We start from the raw sequence: 18,888 nt of genomic DNA, 5'->3' as shown, positions 1-18,888 counted from the left end.
TCGTTCCCGAGTACCGCCCCGCGGCACTGGACAGATGGGGGCAATCCGCGGATGAAAGGTCGCCTTTAACGAGCGAGTCCTTGAGCCGTGCGCGCCGTGAAGAAGTTTCTGAAGAAGGCGAAGCTGCCGGCCCTGACGACGCGGCGAGCGCCGTCCTCGATCGTTCGCACGCCGTTGCCGGGTTTTGATCCGATCTATTATCTGTATTGGTATCCGGACGTGCGTGCGTTTCCGCAGGGTCCCCTCGTCCATTACATCCATTACGGCTGGCGGGAAGGACGCGACCCGAGCGCCGGCTTCAGCACCGAGGGCTATCTGAAGGCCAATCCGGACGTGCGCGAGAGCGGCTGCAATCCACTCGTTCATTTCGTCGAGTGCGGCCTCGCTGAGGGGCGGCGGGGCTGGCAGAAGAATCCGGACGCGCCTCCGCCGAAGCCGCATCCGCTGGACTATCAATCGGGCAAGCTCCTGCCGCCTCCGAGCCGTGCGTCAGGCAACTGAGGCTGCTCCGCCCCTTCGTGCGGGACGATCCGACGAGGGTGCGGGAGCCCGTCGACGAGCGGGGATCGCTATGGCTTGCAGGCCCTGGATATTTGCCGTGAGGATTGAACCCGGTCATGTCTGAAGGCGATACGCTGGCCAAGGCCCTCGCTGACGTCAGGCAGCGGATGGCCGACCTCCAGGTCGAATACGAGCGCGTCTCCAGCGAACTGGCTAAGCTTCGGGTGGCGGAGACGTCGCTCGCGGCGATCGTCGAGGGAGCGCCGTTGGAAGGCATCATAGGCAGCGGGAGTGGGGGCGCGTCGGCGGTTCCCGGCGAGCCGCGTTCGAGACGCGGCGGGCGTGGCACCCGCGGGCCGCGGGCCAACTCGGCCAAGGGGCGGCTGAAGGCTCTTCTGGAGGGCGCCGGGCCACAGGGCCTGTCGCATGCCGAGATCGCCCGGCGCCTGTCCGACGTCGCACCCAACACGCTCAACACCTATCTCAGCGTCATGGCCAGCAGCGGCGAGGCTGTGCGCCGAGGTGACTTCTACGCGGCCGGAACACCCCGCTCCGCCTCAGACGAGACGCCGGCCGACGGGGATGCGGAAGCCGACGCGGCCGAGTGAGGCGGACGCCCCCAACGCGGGTTACTCGGGAAGCGCGAACACCACGAGCGCGTCACCGGTGCCGAACCCGGACGCCTTGGTGAAGGAAGCGCCGCCCGCGGCCACCGCCACGTATTGACGTCCCTCGACCGTGTAGGTGACGGGCGGCCCGCCGATTCCCGCCCCGCACTGGAAGCGCCAGAGGATTTCGCCGGTCCTCGCGTCGTGCGCGTCGAGATGCCCGTCCTCCTCGCCCGAGAAGACGAGGCCGCCCGCGGTGGCGAGGGTGCCGCCGGAGAGCCGGCTTCCAGCCTTGCGCGACCACGCCACCGCGCCTCCTCGCGCGAGATCGATCGCGGTCAGCGTCGAGAAGGTTGGCTCGCCCTTCGCCTCGCCGGTCTCGGTGTAGCGGATCTCGCCGCGGCTACCGGAAGCGGGCGCAGTCTTCACCGTGTAGGTCGCCGCCCCGTGCCGCACCTGGGCGAAGGCGAGCCCGCTCACCGCGTCGTAAGCCACCGGATGCCACGAGACCGCCCCGAGCGGGCCGGGGCTGACGACCGTCCCTTCCGGACTCGGCGGCACGAACAGGTTCTTGTGCGTGATGAGCGGAGCGGATTTGCCGATGAGCCGCCCGTCCGTGCGGTCGTGGACATAGATCCAGCCGAGCTTGCTCGCCTGGGCCACCGCCTTCATCGGCCCTTTCTCTGTGGGGAGGTCGAGCAGGAAGGGCGGGCTTGCCACGTCGTAACCCCACTGCTCGTGCGGCACCTGCTGGAAGTGCCAGCGGAGCTGTCCGGTCTTCACGTCGAGCGCCACCAGGCTCATCGTGTAGAGGTTGTCGCCCGGCCGGGTCAGTCCGAAATTCTGCGGCGCCGGATTGCCGGTGCCGAGATAGATCAGGCCGAGATCGGCATCGTAGGCCGGCGTCATCCAAAGCGAGCCGCCGCCGACCTTCCAAGCTTCCGCATGCTGAGCCGCGGCAGCCTTTTCCGCTGCGATGTCGCGGTTGAGCGGGATTCCGTCCGGCGTCTTCTCGGCGAAGTCGCCTTCCCAGCCATCGGCCTTGGTAACGTACCAGCGCCAGCGCTCCTCGCCGGTCTTCGCGTCGTAGGCCGCTAGCCAGCCGCGCCGGCCGTAGCCGCCCTCGATCCCGACAACGGCGCCGCCGTCGAGCCCGCCCCGCTCGTCCTCGACATGGAAGCCGTAACCCGCCCCCGTCACCCCGACGATGACGAGCCCATCGGCCACCAGCGGCGGCATCTTGAAGCCGAGACGGCTCGATCCCTGGACCGGCTTGTCGCTTAGGCTCGCGGCGAGTGCCGAGGCGGTCTCGGTCTCACCCTCCTCCGGGCGCACCGCCTCACGATCCCAAACCAACCGGCCGGTCTCCGCATCCAGCGCGATGACGCGGCCATCCATGGTCGCCTCGAAGACGAGGCCTCCGGACACGGCGACACCTCTGTTCGAGGGCGGCCCGAAAATCTTCTCCGTGCGCGCCTTGTGGGAGTAGGTCCACAGCACCTTGCCGGATTTCGCCTCCAGCGCCGCCACGTGGTTGCCCGTGGTCGAGACGTACATCACGCCCTCCACCACCACCGGCTCGGCCTGGAAGTAGCCGGTGACCCCGGTCTGGAAGATCCAGGCCGGGCGAAGGCGAGCGACGTTGCCGCGGTCGATCTGCGCCAGCGGCGAATGGTGGGTGTTGGCGGCGTCGCGCCGGAAGGCCGGCCAGTCACCGGAAGGCCGGGCGGACTCCTGCGCGGACGCGCCCGCCCTCGGCAGGAGGGCCGGCAGGAGCAGCAGCGCGGCGGCGAGGGTTAAGCCTGCCCGGCCGGGGCGCCTAGCCGCGGTCTCGGCAAGCGTTGTCGTATGGCCTTTCACTCTGATCCTCCCATCCGTTGCTTGCTGGCTTTCGGGGACGACGATCATGCCGAAGGGCCGCCAATGTCTTGGCCGCACGACTTTTTCGGAGCCATCCCGCGTTTCCGTCGTTGTCCGGACACATGTACCGTCGGTGCGCCGCCGATGCACCCCATCGGGATGCCTGCGCGGCGGTCACCATACTCAGACGAGAGGACTTGATGCGAACTCTGATCTTGGCCGCAACGCTGGTTTTCGCCGCGCCTGCCTTTGCCCAGACGACGGCGCCGACCGCGCCTCAGTCAGGCGCGCCCGTGACCGGCGGCCAGAACAATACCGGGTCCGATTCGAACGTCACGATTCCGCGGGGCAGCACCGGGGCGGATACGGTGCAGAGCAACTCGGCGGCCGGCGGGAATGCCAACCAGCCCTCACGCGCGGTGCCGCAGGGCAGCGGTGGCGGCGGAAGCGGCAGCGCCGGAGGCAACTGATTTCCGAAAACCGACCGGGACCGGCTACAGCGCCGGGCCCGGCTCAGTGGCGCGGAGCCATCCGCAACTCGAACTGTGCGCCCTTGCCGGACCTCAGCGTCAGTGTGCCGTCGAGCTGGCGGGCGAGATTGCCGATTACACGCATGCCGAGGCTCGCGCGGGCCTTCAGCGGGTCGAAGCCCGGTGGCAGGCCGACGCCGTCGTCGCAAACTGAAACGGTGAGCCCACCATCCTCCCGCATCCCCGCCTCGACGCGGATCTCGCCTTGGCCTTCGGGATAGGCGTACTTGATCGCGTTGGTGACGAGTTCGTTCACGAATAGGCCGAGCGGGATGGCGAGATCGGCCGGCATCGTCACAGCCGCCGCGCGGCAGAGCAGAGCGTGCCCGCCCGCGGTCTCCTTCAGCTTCTCGCACAGCGCTTCGAGGAAGCCGGCCACATCGATCCGGGTGAGGTCCGGCTGACGCCAGAGCTGGTCGTGGACCTGGGCCACCGCCTCGACGCGGGCGCGTGCATCCGCCAGCGCGCTCTTCACATCCTCGTTCTCGGTGCCGCGGGCCTGGAGCGCGAGAAGCCCGGCCACCACGGCGAGACTGTTCTTGACCCGGTGGCTCATCTCGCGGCTCAAGAGGTCCTGACGCTCCAGGGCGACCTTGAGCTGCGCCTCCGAACGCTGGCGCTCGATGGCGCTGCCGAGCAGGTTGGCGAAGCCCTGCATGAAGGCGATGTCGGCCAGGCCGAACACGCCCTCGCGGGTGTCATCCACCTCCAGCACGCCGTAATGGCCCTCCCGGTTGGTGATGATCACGTTCACCGCGCGGCGGATACCGTGGCTCGCCATCAGTTCCGGCGTGCGGAAGCGGGTCTCGTTCTCCAGATGGTTGGAGATGACGGGCCGGCCGGTCTTCAGGGCATAGCCCGCGGGTGAGGCAAGGTCGGCGCCGATCACCGCGCGGCCGATGCAGTCCGGCTCCCAACCGACGCCCGCGCAGACGAGGAGCAGGTCCTGGGCCGGTTGATACTCGAGCGCCTTGCAGAACTGCGCCTGCATGCCTTCCGCGCAGAGCTCGGTCGCCCGTTGCAGCAGCGGCAGGAGCTCGGTGGCGCGCAGGGCCTCGACACCGAAATCGGACAGGATCGACTGTTGGCGCAGCCGAAGGTCGAGGGCCTCCGGTGAAATCTCGATCATAGGGTCGTCTCAGGATTCCCGAGATGCGGGTTTCGCGCGAGCGATGCGCGATTGCAGACGACGGTGTCGGCAACATGGGAAGGTTGGGTGTGCAACGAAAAATGGAAAGGCCCGGCGCCGCCGAGCCCTTCCATTCCACGTTCTTATCGACAGAGCTCGGCCGCGTGCGTCGGTCTCAGGGCTTGGCGTCGAGGAGCTTCTCCGCTCGGCTGATGGCCTCCTCGCAGCCCTTGGCGTCGCCCTTGCTGTCGGCGGTGCGGGCCTCTTCCAGGGCGACCCGGGCCTGCTGGGCCTGATCGCCGCCCTTGCCGGCTTCCGCCGACTTCTCCGGAGGCGCCTCGCGCTGGTCGGTCTGGCCACCGGTGCCGGTCTGTCCCTCGCCCTCGCGGTGGGCTGCGACGGTCTTGCTTCCGGTCGAAGCCGAGATCGACGCCGAGGCCTCCGACTTCGCCCTTCCGTCGAGCTTGGCGATCTTGTCGGAGCAGGGCGAGGCGAGCGCCGACCCCGCCAGCAGGATTCCGGTCAGCGACAGGCCGAAGGTGAGGCGGGCGGTGAGGGTCATGAAGCGTCGGTCCTCGTGCAACACAGATGCCTGGGAAAGTCGCGAGGCGCCCTGAGAGTTGCCGCGTCTGCGCAAACCGGTTTCTGGGCCTACCGAATCCGCCCTCCCCCGGCGAAGGGGGAGGGCGTCGGCCACCGGCCTCAGGTGCTGAGCTGGTCGCGCAGCGGCAGCTCGCGCACCCGGCGTCCGGTGGCGGCGAAGACCGCGTTGGCGATGGCCGGCGCGACCGGGGGCACGCCCGGCTCGCCGACGCCGCCGAGCGGGCTGTCGTAGTCGTTCGAGGGTACGAGATGCACCCGCACCACCTTCGGCGCGGCGTCGATGCGGATGACCTCGTAGCCGTCGTAGTTCGTCTGCTCGGCCCGCCCGTTCTTGAAGGTGATCTTCGAGGTGAGCGCGAGGCCCATTCCCATGATCACCGCGCCCTCCATCTGCGAGCGGACGCGCTCCGGGTTCACCTGCGGCCCGCAATCGACGGCGATGTCGATGGCGTGGACCTTCACCTGGCCCTTGTCGTCGACCTCCACCTCGGCCGCGACCGCGGTGTAGGTCACGAAGCTGTAGTGGCCGGCGATACCGAGACCCCTGCCCTTCTCCAGCTTGCGGCCCCACTTGGCGCCGTCGGCCACCGTCTCGATGACGCGGCGCAGGCGGCCGGTATCGACGGGGTAGCGCTTCGGATCCTCACCGTAGTTCCAGACATCGCCGATCTCGGTCGGGTCGATCTTCCGGGCCGGGCCGATGAGTTCGAGGAGATAGTCCTTCGGATCGCGGCCCGCGGCGTGCGCGAGTTCGGCCACGAAGGACTGGATCGCGAAGGCGTGCGGGATGTTCGAGACCGAGCGGAACCAGCCGATCCGGGTATGGGCGGAGGCTTCCGGGTTCTCGAAGCGCAGGTTCTTCAGGGCGAGCGGGTTGTTGACGAGGCCCATGCCGAGCTCGAACGGCAGCTCGTGCTTCGGATCGGGTGCGAAGATCGAGCCGATCGTCGGCGCCACCGAGCGGTGAAGCCACGCCACCGGCATGCCCTTGTCGTCGACGCCCGCCTCGATCCGCTCGACCGAGATGGTGTGATAGTAGCTGTGCTGGATGTCGTCCTCGCGAGTCCAGACCAGCTTGACCGGCGCGCCGTCCACCGCCTGCGAGCAGAGCGCCGCTTCGACCACGTAGTCGGGCTTCGACTTGCGGCCGAAGCCGCCGCCGAGCAGCGTCACGTTCACCCGCACCTTGTCGGCGGGCAGGTTGAGGCGCTTCATCACCCGGTCATGGGCGGCCTGCGGACCCTGCGTGCAGGCCCAAGCCTCGCAGACGCCGTCCTTGAAGCGGGCGACCGCGGCCGGCGGCTCCATCGGCGCCTGGGCGAGGTGGGGCACGAAGTACTCCGCCTCGAACTTCGCCTTGGCGGTCTTCATCGCCGCATCGACGTCGCCCGCGACGCGCACGACCTTGCCCGGCGCGCGCGCCGCCTTCTCCAATTCCTTGCGGAAGGCGTCGGTGTCGTAGGACGCGTTCGGGCCGTCGTCCCAGGTAATTTTGAGAGCCTCGCGGCCCTTCATCGCCGCCCAGGTGTTCTTGGCGATCACCGCGATGCCGCCGAGTGGCATGAACTCGGACGGGATCTCGCCGCCCTCGATCTTGACGATCTTCACCACGCCCGGGACCTTCTTGGCCTCGGTGTCATCGACGCTGACGACCTTGCCGCCGTAGACGGCGGGGCGCGCGACGACGGCGTAGAGCATGCCGTCGAGCTTCACGTCGAGGGCGTAGATCGCCTTGCCCGTGGTGATGTCGCGGTTGTCGATCAGGCCGATCTTGCCCTTGCCGATGTAGCGGAAGGCTTCGGGCTTCTTGAGCTGCACGCTCTCGCGGGCCGGCACCGGCAGGCCGGCGGCGGCCTCGGCGACGTCGCCGTAGCCGAGCGTGCGGCCGGACTTGGCGTGGGTCAGGACGTGATTCTCGGCCTTCACCTCGCCCGCGGGCACGCCCCACTGCTTGGCGGCGGCTTGGATCAGCATCAGCCGCGCGGCGGCGCCGGCATGGCGGAAATGCTGGAAGAAGTGGCGCAGCGAGCGGGAGCCGTCGGTGTCCTGGTTGCCGAAATGAGTTTCCTCACCCCAGGCCTGGACCACCTTTACCTTCGACCAGTCGGCCTCCAGCTCGTCGGCGACGGTGAAGGCGATCGAGGTGCGAACACCCTGGCCCATCTCGGAGCGGTGGTTGGTGACGGTGACGGTGCCGTCCTTGGCGATGGCGACGAAGACCTTCGGATCGTCGCGCCAGCCGTTGGGCATGCCGTCGGCACCGAACTTCTTCGCCTTCTGCTCCTCAGTCTGACCCTCGTCGGCCTTGGCACGATCGGAGAGCGAGAGGGCGAGCACCAGAGCGCCCATGCCGCCGAGGATGCCGCGGCGGCTGAAGTTGTCGATCCGGACCGGACCGGCGGTGTTCTGGGAGGCGGCGAGTTCGGCCATCAGCTTGGCTTCGTGAATCACAGGCGATCTCCCTTGGTGGCGGGCGCCTGACCGGCAGCCTGATGGATCGCGGCGCGGATGCGCGGATAAGTGCCGCAGCGGCAGATGTTGCCGCTCATGTTCTCGTCGATCTGCTGATCGGTTGGCTTCGGCGTGTCCTTGAGGAGCGAGGCCGCCTGCATGATCTGGCCGGTCTGGCAGTAACCGCACTGGGCCACGTTCAGGTCGCGCCACGCCACTTGGACCGGGTGGTTGCCGTCGGGCGAGAGCCCCTCGATCGTCGTGATCTCCTGGCCCTCCGCCGCTGAGACGGGGGTAATGCAGGCCCGCGCCGCGGTGCCGCCGAGATGGACCGTGCAGGCGCCGCACTGGGCGATGCCGCAGCCGAACTTGGTGCCGGTGAGGCCGAGTTCGTCACGCAGGTACCAGAGCAACGGCATCTCGGGATCGCCGTCGAAGCTGCGTTCGGCTCCGTTGACCGTGAGTTTTATCATCGCTGTCATCTGCCGTTTCAGAATGGAAGGCGCGCGAGCGGATGGGATGTCCGCTCGGCGGCCGGATCGATCTGCCGTTCCCCATGGATGCCGTATCGGGACCGATCCGAGGCCCGACGAGCGGGTGGATCGGTGCCGTGGCGGCCGGTTCACGGATGATACCGTCCGGCTCTTGGTTCGTGCCTATCGTCGGTCGCGGGGGCGGCGTTGTCGCTCCGCCGCGACGATGCGGAGGCCGTGGAACGGCCTCGACTGCATTTCTTATCTAGAATTAATCAGAACTGGGAGGCCATGGCAATCGCACGACTCGGTCGTGTCCGAGGCTTTGGCGTCCCAGAGAGGGGTTCGGGCGTCGTGCGGACGAAACCCGAAAAACCGTCTGTGCGGTGCCGCACACGAACGTTGCAGCAAATGCTGCATCGGCCTCCTCTATTCCCCACCCGACCGCCTGCGGCGGTCGGGGTCGGCTTTCACGGCGTCAGGCAGGCCCGCGTACCACGCGGCGTAGGGCGTGTTGCCGATCATGCGCCGGTTGTGGTCGGGCGCGCCGTCCGTCCACCAGACCGGTCCACGCTCGCCGAGTCCGTGCTTTGCGGCATCCACGGCCGCTCGGGCGCGGACAAGCGCCGCCTCGTCGCCGGAGCGCTTGGCGGCGCGCACCGCGCGTCGGGCATCCATCAGGTCGCGGACCAAGCGGTCGCGCTGCAGGGGTTCGAGATCGGGCCGGTGGCGCCGCCATAGCCGGCCGTGCACGACGATGTAGCGCCCATCCGGTGTTTCCAGCACTCGCATCGCCGCTCCTTCGCGCTGATCCTCGGCGGCGTCCTCACGACACCGTACCGCCGCCCACCTTCCTCCTGCCGCCGCGCGCCGTTCGCGAGGGAGGCCGACGCGAGGACTGACGCCCTCGAATGATGGTTCCGGGTGTTCGCCTCAGGCGAAATCGCCGATCTTGTCGGCGATGACATCGGGCGCCGTCACCGAGGCGTGGCCTGCCTGCCAGAGACGGTGCTCATCCGAGCCTGCGGGATGCGGGTTCCCTGCTGCACCCTCGCGCCGCTCGGCAGCCTGACGGCCGTCGCGATAGGCGGGCGCGTCGGTCTCGTCCCGGTCGATGCCGTCGCCGACCCCTTCCATGGTGCGCCCTCCCCTCGCCGCTCGCGGCCCAGCCGATCCATGAATGTATTGCTGCCCGCATGGATGGCGAGTGTTCAGTCGGAACAACCGGACCGCCCCCTTGCGGAACGGTGTTCCCGTTCGGGCGCAGTTCACTTAAGCCGCGCTTAGGCTGTTCGCTGCGGCGCCAGCCCCGTCGGAGACGAGACGAGGCTTCGAGCGTTTCAGGAACAGCCCGCGCAGCCGGCCCTGCCGGCAGGACCACGCAACACCGAGTACGGCCCCGAGGACGCCCGATGAGTCGCCTGGACGAACTGAAGAACGACCCCGCCTTCCGCCAAGCCGCCCTCGCCGTGCGCGGCGCGGCCAGCACCCTGAGCGGGCGGGCGATGACTCACGAGGAGGCCGAACTCCTGGTGAGCTTCGCGCTCGCCACCTACGCCAATGCCGGCGGCCTGGCCGAGCCGAGCCTGAGCCGGCTGGCGCGCTTCGCCGGCAAGGTCGAGCCGGATGCGAGCTTCGAGAGCATGCTGAAGCACTGAGTCTCGAAGGGAGCCTCGGTGACCGGCCCCCTTCCGCCCTCAGCCGAACGCGCCGACCTCGTGCTGGATGATCCCCGAAATCTCCCGCACCCGCTCGAACATCCGCCGGATCGGCCCGAACAGAGTGTTGTGCTCGGTCTCGTAGGTGCCGACGTCGCGCGGGCCCGGCGGCTCGCCGAAATTGAGGCCCAGCGTCGGGTCGGGCGTAACCGGATAGATCTCGTCGAGCAGCTTCAGGCAGCCGTCGATGTCGAGGCGCAGGAAGCGCTCCAGCAGCATCTCCCGGGTGAGACCCGCCTGCGGCCGGAAGCTCGGGATGTGGGCGGCCAGGAACCAGATCCGGTGGATCAGTGCGAGGCGGATCGCGTGGAGCAGAGCGAGCCGGGTCGACATCGTGGCGAGGTCCGGCGCTGCGGCCTGGAGGAAAAGCCCGTCGCAGGTGAGCCGGCCGAACAGGCGGCGCAGGTCGGGGGCGAGGTTCAGCCGCTCGAGCGCTGCGGCGATTGTGACGAGTTCGTCGCGCCGCGCGTCGCGCCGGGTGCGGCGGGCGCGCTCCAGCCACACCGCCGGATCGAGCGTGTCGATATAGGCGCGCATCACGTCGAGGTCGCCGACGCTGGCGGCGTGCTGCACGAGGCGGAAGGCGCGGGAGAAGCGCACGGAGTTCGCCCGCATGTGGCGAAACAGCTCCGGCGCCCGGTGCGCGGCGCGGCCGACGCCGTGCAGCGAGTTGGCGAGATAGCCGAGCTGCTGCAGGATCGCGTTGTTGGGGATCGCACGCATCTGGCGCGGATGAGTGATCGCGGCCGGCCCCCCGCCGTCCGACTGGCGCGCCACGGGACGCGAGCCCGTGCGGTCGATCAGGCTCGGGCCGAAGGTGCCGAGCAAAGCCGCGTAGCCGCGGTCATCCACCAAGGTTTCCATGTCCTGGCGCACGACGCGAAAGAACTCGGCGGCGAAGTCGGCCTCCTCGTAGATCGGGTCCGCGGTGGGCGCGGCGGCCCGGTCGTTGAGCGCGTAGTCGGCGAAGGCGTCGTCCTCGGTCAGCGCATCGGCGAAGACGTGCTCGGCGATGCGCGCCACCGAGGCTCCGGCGAGTTCGGGCGAGCCGAACATCAGGTAGCCGTCCGAGCCCTGGAAGCTCGATTCCAGTCGCTCACGGATGCCGGAAGCAGCATTGCGCCGGCGCGAATCCTCCGGCGCGAGATAGGCGAGGCGGTCGCGCAGGCTCGTCGGATGGGCACCCCGGCCGATCGACTCGCCGTGGGTGTCGAAGATGACGAGTTCGACGTCGGAAAGGCCATTCTGCGTCATCAGCTCGGTGATGCGCAGACGCAGGCGCTCGATCCAGAAGGTCGCAGCCAACTGGCCGACATAGCGCCCGGAATCCGAGTAGCCGAACTGCACCGAGAGCCGGCCGAGGCGCTTGAGGTGGGCGCGCCAATGCGGGTTGCGCAGCGCATCATCGAGCACGCGGATGCCCTGTTCCAGCGCACTCGCGGTCTCAAACAGCGGCGTGATCTCGAGCTTGTCGGAGATGCCGTAATGGCGCGCGAGCCACAACGCCGCGAGCAGGGTGTAGCCGGTCTCGGTCTCGGCGATGAGGAAGCGCACCGGGTGGGTGCCGTCGACGTGCTTGAGGATCTGGGTGATCGTCATCATCAACCGCGCGGCCGAAGCTCGCTCGGCGGCGAGCGCCCCGAAATCGACGGGGACGGCGCGCACGTCGTTGAGCAGCGTGTTGATCGCCGAGAGGTGGGAGCGGCGTTGAGCGGCGTCGGTCGGCTCGCCTTCCAGATCGATGACCCGGCGCACCGCGTTGTGGATCTGGCTGGCGTTCAGCCGGAAATGCGGCAGCGCGTTCGAGAGGCCGTGTGCGGAAACGCCTGAGCGCAGCACCGCGATGGCGCGGCGGTCCGCGTCGGTTTCGGCGGCCCCGATCGCGGCCGCGAGCCCGGCCAGGATCGGGCCGGCATCGGTTTGTGCCCGCTCACGTTCGATGATGAGGGCCAGCGCGAAGCGGTGGACCGCCTCCAGAGACGGCTTTGTGCCGAGAAGCGGCGCGCCCGCGAGCTGGCGCTCGACGGCGTCGCGCGCGCCTGCGGTCAGTTCGCGCACCACGCGGGTGGCGGGGATGTCGGGCAGGTCGCGCAGGAGGCGGTCGAATTGCATGCGCTTGGAGATCAGCCGGTAGCGCATGGTGTCCCACCAGCCGATATCGGTGCGACCGTCAGTGTCGCAGCCGACCCAGCTGGCAATGGCCAGAGGCTTGGGCACCAGTTCGGTCCAGCGATCCGGCCAGCGGGCGCGGGCGGCGTCCAGGATCGCGCCGTTGAAGGCGTCGATGGCGGCGCGGCCGTGGTTGGCGGCCACGCAGGCCTGCTCGAACTCGTCATCCAGGCTGATCTGCGGATCGGGCCGGGTCGAGCGGGCGGCGGCCTCGCCGATGATCGGCGCCCGCTTGTCGGCATCCGCCAGCGAGGCGGCCCGCGCAATCAGCTCGGCCACGGCCCGCGGCATGCCGAAGGTGGGATGCGCCGTGAACACCGCCGCGAAGGCGGTGTGACCGACGCGCCCGCGGAACGTCTCGAAATCGCCCGAGCCCCGCGCCTCCGCCGCCACGAGCCGGTTCGCGAGGTCCACCACGGGGGGCGGCTCCCCGGCGGACGCGTCGGCATCGAGGCCGACATAGCCGCGCAACCGCTCGGCCCGGGCCGTGAGTGCCCGCCGCCGCAGGGTGGCGAGCAGCGCGTCGAGATCCGTCTCCCCGATTTCGTCGCGATCGAGCCGGCGGGTGATGGCGAGCGTGACCGCCAGGACAGGATTGCGGAACGGGTCCTCGCTCGCCTGCTCGCGGGTTCGAGCGACGAGGTCGAGGAGTTCGGCCTCCAAGTCGCGACCGGTGAGGTCGCGCTCCGTGGGCCGAGCAGGGGCCGCCGCCGGATGTGCGGGCGAAGCGGCGGGCGTCGGCGCGGCTGGCTGCGCTTGGCCGGAGCGTGAATCTTCGAGGGGCATCGAGCGTTCCTGGTCGTGAGCGGCCGGTGACCGTCGGGCGGCGGCGATCACGCGGTTCTCACCCTTCGGCCCGCGACGCAAGGACCGTTCCCGGACGGGGTGGCGTGCAGGGCAATCGCTTGAAAGCGATCACCCTGGCTTTTTGCCGGCCTCAGTCGTCGGCGCCCGCCTCCACGGGCTCAGGCTATCGCTCCGTTCGACGCTTTCCGAGGCTCATGCCTCGAAAAGCCCGCTCCGCGCGGCGCTTTTCGGGCCGCGAAGCCGCTGATGCGGGTTCGAGCAATGGCCCTGACTGCCATGTCCCCGGCACGTGCAACGGCGCGCGATCCGGTCTAGGGTCGGCCCGATCATGGAAACCCTGGTGATCCTGGCCGCGGTGGCGGCGACCCTGCTCGCCTGCATCTTCGTGGCGACGCTCTCCAAGGGGCCGCGCCAGCCTCCCCTGCGCCTTCCCCGCGAGGAGGAATGGGCCGATAACGCGGATGCCGTCTCGAAGGTGCTGACCGCCTCTCAACCCAGCCCGATCGATCGTGGCGCGCAGGTGCTCGATGCCCGCATCATCGATGGCCAGATGACCGGTGGTCCCGTCATCGAGGGGCAGATCATCGAGGGGCAAGTCATCAACGGAGAAGCGGTGGACGGACCTGCGGACAAGGCGCGCGGGAGCGGCGCCGGGACAGCCCGAAGGTTCGACGCGGAAGAACTCGATAGCCAGATGCTCGATCAACTTCTCGACCAGCAGAACCGGACGCTGAAGCAGGCGCTTGCCCCCGACGAGACCCCGCCCACGGCGAAGGACCGGTCGGCCCGATGAGACGGATTGGCCGGATCGCTGCCCTCGCGGCGGCCTGGATGACGCTCGCCCCAGAGATGAGGCCCGCGGCTCTCGCGCAGGACGAGGCCCCCTCGACGCAGGCGCCGACCGAGTCCGACGCGGTGCCGGACACGCCTAAGCCCAAACCCAAGCCGCGGCCCAAGCCCCGTCCGAAGCCGCAAGCCAAGCCCGAGACCAAGCCCGAGGCGAATGCACCGGCTTCGTCGGCGCCCGCGGATGCGAAACCTGTGGACATGAAGCCGGCGGCCGAGCCGGTCGCAGCGGGAGCCGCCGCAAATCCGATTCCCCCCGCCGTTCCGTCGCCGGCCGCGACGAATTTCGCAGCGCCGCCGGTGGCCTGCGAGCCCGGCCAAGCCGTCCGCTATCAGGGGGCCAAGAACATCGAGCTGTGGGTGACCCGCAGCGGCGCCATCACCCTCGACAACCCTTTGCGTCCGCTCACGCCCGACGTGACGCGCGTGCTCCAGGTCGTGGTCGCCGGCAAGGTCGCCACCGCCTACGGGCCGGATCTGCTGTCCCTGCGCCGGGGCGCCTCGCCGGCGACCCTTGAGGGGACCATCGGCGGCAAGATCCAGTGGGATCCCTCCCTGGTGCCTCTCCCCGACAGCCTGCCGATCAACGCGGAGACCGGCGAGCCCCTGGCCGAGCTTCGCTTCCGCGAATGCGGCGCCGCGCCTTCGGGCAAGCTCCTGCCGCCGCCCAAAGCCCGCCGCACGGCGCCCACGCCCGAAGCCGTCGCGGCGGAGGCGGAGAAGGCGGAAAAGGCCGCCAAGGCCGCGGCGCGCGAGGCCGCGAAAGCCGCCGGCGTGAAGCCGCCTCCCCATCTCCCGCCGCCGCGCGCGCCGGGCTCGGCCCTGCCCCAGGGGGCGATTCCCTGACGCAGTCGCCCGCCATCCTCGTGGTTGGTGGGGCCGGCGCCTTCGGAGCGCGGCTCGTCGCCGGGCTCGCCGCCACCACCGAACTTGGCGTGATCGTCGCCGGTCGTGACCTGGCCAGGGCGGAGGCCGTGGCCCGCACCGTGCCGGATGGGCGCGGGCGGGCCGTGCGTCTCGACGCGACACGGGCCGACGCCGCGGAGTTGCGGGTGCTCGGCGCAGCGGTCGTGGTGGACGCCGCCGGGCCGTTCCAGGGCGGCGTGCCGGTCCTCGCCCGCGCGGCGATCGAGGCCGGCCTGCCGTATCTCGATCTCGCCGACGGTCGCGACTTCGTTGCGGCGTTTCCCGTCCTCGATGCGGCGGCGCGGGCGAAGAACGTCGTCGCGCTGACCGGCGCGAGTTCGACTCCGGCCCTGTCGAACGCGGTGCTCGACGCACTGACCGCGGGCTGGCGCTCGATCGAGACCGTGCGGGTCGCGATCGTGCCGGGCAACCGGGCACCCCGCGGACTCTCGGTGATGCGCGCGATCCTCTCCTATGCGGGTCAGCCGGTGCGCGTACTGCGGGCCGGCACGTGGCAGAACCGGCCCGGCTGGGGCCTGCTCGGCCGGATCGCCGTACCGGGCCTCGGCCGGCGCTTCGCCAGCCTGTGCGAGACGCCCGACCTCGACATCCTGCCGGCCCGCTTTCCCCGGCTGCAGACGGCCCTGTTCCGGGCCGGACTCGAACTGCCCGTGCTGCATTGGGGCCTGAGCCTCGCGAGCCTGCCGGTGCGATGGCGCGTCCTGCCCTCGCTCCTGCCTTTCGCCCACCCCTTCCTGGCCATGGCCGGCTGGCTCGACCGCTTCGGTAGCGACCGCGGCGGTATGAGCGTCGAGGTTTTGGGCCGTGACGCGGCAGGGCAGCCGACGCGCGCCGTGTGGAGCCTCGTCGCGGAGGCCGGCGACGGCCCCTTCATCCCGACCCTGCCCGCTCTCGCCGCGATCCGCCGCCTCACCGATCCCTCCGCCGCGTCGATCCCGCCCGGCGCCTACCCTTGCGTCGGCGTGCTGCCGCTCGACGCGATCGAGGCGGAGATGCGCCGCCTGGCCATCCGCACCCGCCGCGACACCGATCATCCCGTGCCGCTGTTCGAGCGGGCGCTCGGCGCCGGCTTCGGGCGGATGCCAGAGGCGGTCCGCGCCCTGCATGGTGCGGTGGGGGACTGCGCCTTCCGCGGCCGGGCCGAGGTTCTGCGCGGGCGTGGACGCCTGGTTGCCCTCGTCGCCCTGCTGTTCCGGCTGCCGCCCGCCATGGAGGACGGGTCGATCCGCGTCACGATGGAACCCGACTTCGAGGTCGGCGCGGAGCGCTGGACGCGCCATTTTCCGGGCCGCCGCTTCTCCAGCCGGATGCGGCTCGCCGGCCCCGATGGAAGCGGGCGGGTGCGCGAGCGCTTCGGCCCGTTCGCGATGGACCTCGCGGTGAGCGCCCACGCCGACGGGCTCGACATGGCGGTGACGGGCTGGCGGCTCGGCCCGCTGCCCCTGCCGCGTTTCCTGCGGCCGACGACGCGGGCGAGCGAGCGGGTCGATGCGCAGGGTCGCTTCCGCTTCGATGTGGCCCTGTTCCTGCCGCTCGTCGGTAGGCTCGTGCATTACCGCGGCTGGCTGGTCCGCTGCGACGAGAGAGAGGACGAGACCCCATGACCGACAGTCTGACGGCCGCGCAGGTGATCGATGCCCTCGGTCTCAGGCCCCATCCGGAGGGCGGGCATTACCGCGAGACGTTCCGCGATCCCCGCATGGTCGAGGGTCGCTCGGTCGGCACCGCGATCTACTACCTGCTCGGCGTCGGCGAGACCTCGGCCTGGCACCAGGTCGACGCCGCCGAGATCTGGCACTGGCATGCCGGCGCGCCGATGGTGATCACCATGAGCCCCAACGGCCACGACGCCTCAGCCCACCATCTCGGACCCGACCTCCTGCGCGGCCAGCGCCCGCAGATCGTGGTGCCCGCGGGCCATTGGCAGACGGCGACGAGCCTCGGCGCCTGGACGCTCGTCGGCTGCACGGTCTCACCGGGCTTCGAGTTCTCCGGCTTCGAGATGGCGCCCGAGGATTGGCGGCCGACCCCGCGCCCTTAGCATTACAGTTGCATTTTTAGACGTGTTGAGTGGCGCTTTGTGTGTTCGAGCTAAGCGCGACGCGCCCTTTGTCGGGATGGGCTGGCCGGGCAGCCGGCGGCTCGCGGGTGTGCCGTGGTGGGTTGGCTCGGCGGGGCGATGGGTGCGACCTACGTGCGCGCCACGATCTTCATCGCCGAGCAGCTGGGGGCCGCGGTGTTCACCGGCATCACGGTGACCGCCGCCATCGACACCTCGGTCGTGCTCGACCATTTCGGCTGGGTCGGGTTCGCCCCGCACAGCGCCGACCCGTGGCGCATCCTCGGCAGCGCCCTGATGATCGGCGGCCTCGGTCTCGTCTGCCTGCGCTGACGCGGTGGCACCTCCCCGGTTGGGACGACGTGCCCCGTCCGGGTCACGCCGAGATCGGCGAGAAGCCGCTCGTCGAGGGCCTCCAACGCCTCCGTGATCGTTTCGCTCCCTGCGCCGCGCGAAAATGCCCACCAGCGGCGCCATCGCACGACGAGCCCGTCGATTCCCCGCCGCAGGGTGTCTCCGAAGCGTTCCATCATTGCCGCCTCCAATCCTGTGACAGGGAGGATGCGATCGATGATGTGATGAGTCGAACGAATTGATTTTACGAGAGTGATAAAGGATGCTCATCGCAACGCTTTGCCACCGGAGCCCGGCCCTGAGCGCGCTCACGCCATCGAACCTCGATCTCGATCTCGTCCGCACCTTCGTGACGATCTGCGAGGCCGGCACCTTCGCCCGAGCCGCCGATCGGATCGGGCGCACGCCCTCCGCGGTCAGCCTTCAAGTCAAGCGGCTGGAGGAGCGTCTGGGGCGAGCCCTGTTCCTGCGCCAGCCTCGGGCGGTCGTGCCGACCGCCGACGGCGAGGCGCTGCTCGGTCTCGGTCGGCGCCTGCTCGCCCTCAATGACGAGGTGGTCGCCTTCTTCGACGCGCCGCCGATGGAGGGCCGCGTGCACTTCGGTGCGCCCAACGATTCCGGCCTGTTCGCCCTGCCGGCCATGCTGCGCCGCTTCGCCGCCACCCACCCGCAGGTCGACGTCGATGTGCGCCTCGATGCGAGCCGCCTGCTGGTGGAGGCGGTCGCGGAGGGCAGCCTCGACCTCGTGCTCTATACCGGCCACCTCCCGTCGAACCGCGCGGCGCAGGTGGTCCATTCGGAGGATCTGGCCTGGGTGGGCCTGCGCGGCGGGCTCGCCGAGGCTCGCCGTCCCTTGCCCCTGGCGCTGTGCCAGAGCGGCTGCACGTGGCGGGCGGCGGCGCTCGACGCGCTGGATCAGGCGGGCATTCCCTACCGGGTCGCCTATACGAGCGAGCATTGCCAGGGGCAGATCGCGGCGGTCGAGGCCGATCTCGCAGTGGCGCCGCTCCCCGTGAGCGTCGCGCGGCCGCCGTTCCAGCGGATCGCGGCCTTGCCACCGCTCGGCAGCTACGACGTTCTGATGCGCCTGCGCGACGGCGCCGGGCCGGCGGTGCGGGCGCTCGCGGGTCACGTGGCAGACAGTTTTCGCACCGACCCCGTCATTGGCAGCCGGCTCTTCGCCTGAGCTGTCAGAGCGTCATTCCCCACGGCCGGGACGGCTTCCGGAGGAAGGTGACGCAGGAACGGAAGCTTGGGTCAAACTCGATCAGCTTGACCATGCGAAGAGTTGCTTTCGACCCTGGCGAGACATTTCGGCTTTCGTGGACATATGCCCGCTCCGGGGGCGCTGCAGCCGTTCAGCCCGCTGCATGGTGCACTGATAGCTTAGGAAGGCGACAACGCTTCTATATTCGACCCTCGGTACATTTAACCTAGCGAGATCTGTGCGCTTCTACGACGCCGTATTCGAGGTTCTCGGGCAGGCGCGCCTTCCTGATTGGACAGACGGGTGGGTAGGTTGGGGAAAGGATTATGACAGCGGGTTCGGGTTCTGGTTATGCAAACCATTCGACACCAACCCACCCGCACCGGGCAATGGGACAATGCTTGCCTTCAAAGCTGAAAGCGCTGCACAAGTCCGAGCATTTCATACTGCAGGACTATTGCATGGAGGAACAGATGAAGGCGCACCAGGGACGCGTAGCTATGTAGCTATTATGAGCCAGAATTTTACGTAGCGCATATGCGCGACCCCGACGGACATAAGCTGGCAGCGGTTTTCCACCGATACAACCCTGATACTGACCTTTGAAAGCGAGACGGATCGACCGGGCAACAGCGGCTTTGTGGTG

Annotated in this window: 18 protein-coding genes; 10 read left to right on the top strand and 8 right to left on the bottom strand. The window is 69.5% G+C overall.

The window, feature by feature from the left end; all coding sequences use genetic code 11:
- Nucleotides 1-87 precede the first annotated feature (87 nt).
- Complete coding sequence (locus FHU13_RS16825; RefSeq protein WP_183436993.1) at nt 88-501, top strand: hypothetical protein; 414 nt, start codon at nt 88-90, stop codon at nt 499-501.
- 116 nt (nt 502-617) lie between these two features.
- Nucleotides 618-1,109, top strand: coding sequence for a hypothetical protein (locus tag FHU13_RS16820; RefSeq protein ID WP_183436992.1), 492 nt, complete (start codon nt 618-620; stop codon nt 1,107-1,109).
- A 21-nt stretch (nt 1,110-1,130) separates the two neighbouring features.
- Here the strand turns inward: FHU13_RS16820 and FHU13_RS16815 are convergent, their stop codons facing one another.
- Nucleotides 1,131-3,017 (bottom strand): pyrroloquinoline quinone-dependent dehydrogenase, encoded by a 1,887-nt coding sequence (locus FHU13_RS16815; protein WP_210287683.1) that lies wholly within the window; start codon nt 3,015-3,017, stop codon nt 1,131-1,133.
- Between the two features lie 152 nt (nt 3,018-3,169).
- Here FHU13_RS16815 and FHU13_RS16810 point away from each other — a divergent pair, with 152 nt between their 5' ends.
- Complete coding sequence (locus FHU13_RS16810; protein ID WP_183436991.1) at nt 3,170-3,439, top strand: hypothetical protein; 270 nt, start codon at nt 3,170-3,172, stop codon at nt 3,437-3,439.
- Nucleotides 3,440-3,482: 43 nt separating this feature from the next.
- Here FHU13_RS16810 and FHU13_RS16805 read toward each other — a convergent pair whose 3' ends face one another.
- From FHU13_RS16805 to FHU13_RS16780, 6 genes are all read right to left on the bottom strand, one after another.
- Nucleotides 3,483-4,628, bottom strand: coding sequence for a sensor histidine kinase (locus FHU13_RS16805; RefSeq protein WP_183436990.1), 1,146 nt, complete (start codon nt 4,626-4,628; stop codon nt 3,483-3,485).
- Nucleotides 4,629-4,803: 175 nt separating this feature from the next.
- The gene (locus tag FHU13_RS16800; protein WP_183436989.1) at nt 4,804-5,190 is read right to left on the bottom strand and encodes a hypothetical protein; all 387 of its coding nucleotides are present in this window, start codon (nt 5,188-5,190) and stop codon (nt 4,804-4,806) included.
- Between the two features lie 140 nt (nt 5,191-5,330).
- Nucleotides 5,331-7,682 (bottom strand): xanthine dehydrogenase family protein molybdopterin-binding subunit, encoded by a 2,352-nt coding sequence (locus tag FHU13_RS16795; protein ID WP_183436988.1) that lies wholly within the window; start codon nt 7,680-7,682, stop codon nt 5,331-5,333.
- On the bottom strand, nt 7,679-8,155 hold the full coding sequence (locus tag FHU13_RS16790) for a (2Fe-2S)-binding protein (RefSeq protein WP_183437021.1): 477 nt from the start codon (nt 8,153-8,155) through the stop codon (nt 7,679-7,681). The genes FHU13_RS16795 and FHU13_RS16790 overlap by 4 nt, the downstream gene beginning before the upstream one ends.
- A gap of 429 nt (nt 8,156-8,584) precedes the next feature.
- Nucleotides 8,585-8,947: a hypothetical protein gene (locus tag FHU13_RS16785; RefSeq protein ID WP_183436987.1), complete on the bottom strand. Its 363-nt coding sequence runs from the start codon at nt 8,945-8,947 to the stop codon at nt 8,585-8,587.
- A gap of 141 nt (nt 8,948-9,088) precedes the next feature.
- Nucleotides 9,089-9,292 (bottom strand): hypothetical protein, encoded by a 204-nt coding sequence (locus FHU13_RS16780; protein ID WP_183436986.1) that lies wholly within the window; start codon nt 9,290-9,292, stop codon nt 9,089-9,091.
- 275 nt (nt 9,293-9,567) lie between these two features.
- On the opposite strand from FHU13_RS16780, the gene FHU13_RS16775 reads away from it, so the two are divergent.
- Nucleotides 9,568-9,813, top strand: a complete 246-nt coding sequence (locus FHU13_RS16775; RefSeq protein WP_183436985.1) for a hypothetical protein — start codon at nt 9,568-9,570, stop codon at nt 9,811-9,813.
- 39 nt (nt 9,814-9,852) lie between these two features.
- Here the strand turns inward: FHU13_RS16775 and FHU13_RS16770 are convergent, their stop codons facing one another.
- The gene (locus FHU13_RS16770; protein WP_183436984.1) at nt 9,853-12,828 is read right to left on the bottom strand and encodes a phosphoenolpyruvate carboxylase; all 2,976 of its coding nucleotides are present in this window, start codon (nt 12,826-12,828) and stop codon (nt 9,853-9,855) included.
- Nucleotides 12,829-13,177: 349 nt separating this feature from the next.
- On the opposite strand from FHU13_RS16770, the gene FHU13_RS16765 reads away from it, so the two are divergent.
- The 6 genes from FHU13_RS16765 (at nt 13,178) to FHU13_RS16740 (ending at nt 18,221) form a co-directional block, all read left to right on the top strand.
- Nucleotides 13,178-13,642 (top strand): hypothetical protein, encoded by a 465-nt coding sequence (locus FHU13_RS16765; RefSeq protein WP_183436983.1) that lies wholly within the window; start codon nt 13,178-13,180, stop codon nt 13,640-13,642.
- Nucleotides 13,639-14,541: a hypothetical protein gene (locus tag FHU13_RS16760; RefSeq protein ID WP_183436982.1), complete on the top strand. Its 903-nt coding sequence runs from the start codon at nt 13,639-13,641 to the stop codon at nt 14,539-14,541. The genes FHU13_RS16765 and FHU13_RS16760 overlap by 4 nt, the downstream gene beginning before the upstream one ends.
- Nucleotides 14,542-14,561: 20 nt before the next feature.
- On the top strand, nt 14,562-16,226 hold the full coding sequence (locus FHU13_RS16755) for an SDR family oxidoreductase (protein WP_183436981.1): 1,665 nt from the start codon (nt 14,562-14,564) through the stop codon (nt 16,224-16,226).
- Nucleotides 16,223-16,663 carry a cupin domain-containing protein gene (locus tag FHU13_RS16750; protein ID WP_183436980.1) on the top strand — a complete coding sequence of 147 codons (441 nt, stop codon included), beginning with the start codon at nt 16,223-16,225 and terminating at the stop codon, nt 16,661-16,663. The genes FHU13_RS16755 and FHU13_RS16750 overlap by 4 nt, the downstream gene beginning before the upstream one ends.
- Nucleotides 16,664-16,777: 114 nt before the next feature.
- Nucleotides 16,778-17,014: a DMT family transporter gene (locus tag FHU13_RS16745; RefSeq protein WP_312889599.1), complete on the top strand. Its 237-nt coding sequence runs from the start codon at nt 16,778-16,780 to the stop codon at nt 17,012-17,014.
- A gap of 319 nt (nt 17,015-17,333) precedes the next feature.
- Entirely contained in the window at nt 17,334-18,221 is an 888-nt protein-coding gene (locus tag FHU13_RS16740) for a LysR family transcriptional regulator (RefSeq protein ID WP_183437020.1), read from the top strand.
- Nucleotides 18,222-18,888: the final 667 nt, after the last annotated feature.

Source organism: Methylobacterium sp. R2-1, assembly GCF_014191355.1.
Classification (GTDB): Bacteria; Pseudomonadota; Alphaproteobacteria; order Rhizobiales; family Beijerinckiaceae; genus Methylobacterium.
This window is presented reverse-complemented; position numbering and strand designations above follow the sequence as displayed.

Excerpts from the sequence above, each read along its gene's own strand:
- FHU13_RS16765 (WP_183436983.1), top strand. The coding sequence starts at position 13,178 with ATGGAAACCCTGGTGATCCTGGCCGCGGTGGCGGCGACCCTGCTCGCC.
- FHU13_RS16805 (WP_183436990.1), bottom strand. The coding sequence starts at position 4,628 with ATGATCGAGATTTCACCGGAGGCCCTCGACCTTCGGCTGCGCCAACAG.
- FHU13_RS16810 (WP_183436991.1), top strand. The coding sequence starts at position 3,170 with ATGCGAACTCTGATCTTGGCCGCAACGCTGGTTTTCGCCGCGCCTGCC.
- FHU13_RS16820 (WP_183436992.1), top strand. The coding sequence starts at position 618 with ATGTCTGAAGGCGATACGCTGGCCAAGGCCCTCGCTGACGTCAGGCAG.
- FHU13_RS16760 (WP_183436982.1), top strand. The coding sequence starts at position 13,639 with ATGAGACGGATTGGCCGGATCGCTGCCCTCGCGGCGGCCTGGATGACG.
- FHU13_RS16770 (WP_183436984.1), bottom strand. The coding sequence starts at position 12,828 with ATGCCCCTCGAAGATTCACGCTCCGGCCAAGCGCAGCCAGCCGCGCCG.
- FHU13_RS16785 (WP_183436987.1), bottom strand. The coding sequence starts at position 8,947 with ATGCGAGTGCTGGAAACACCGGATGGGCGCTACATCGTCGTGCACGGC.
- FHU13_RS16750 (WP_183436980.1), top strand. The coding sequence starts at position 16,223 with ATGACCGACAGTCTGACGGCCGCGCAGGTGATCGATGCCCTCGGTCTC.
- FHU13_RS16815 (WP_210287683.1), bottom strand. The coding sequence starts at position 3,017 with ATGATCGTCGTCCCCGAAAGCCAGCAAGCAACGGATGGGAGGATCAGA.
- FHU13_RS16790 (WP_183437021.1), bottom strand. The coding sequence starts at position 8,155 with ATGATAAAACTCACGGTCAACGGAGCCGAACGCAGCTTCGACGGCGAT.
- FHU13_RS16775 (WP_183436985.1), top strand. The coding sequence starts at position 9,568 with ATGAGTCGCCTGGACGAACTGAAGAACGACCCCGCCTTCCGCCAAGCC.
- FHU13_RS16800 (WP_183436989.1), bottom strand. The coding sequence starts at position 5,190 with ATGACCCTCACCGCCCGCCTCACCTTCGGCCTGTCGCTGACCGGAATC.
- FHU13_RS16780 (WP_183436986.1), bottom strand. The coding sequence starts at position 9,292 with ATGGAAGGGGTCGGCGACGGCATCGACCGGGACGAGACCGACGCGCCC.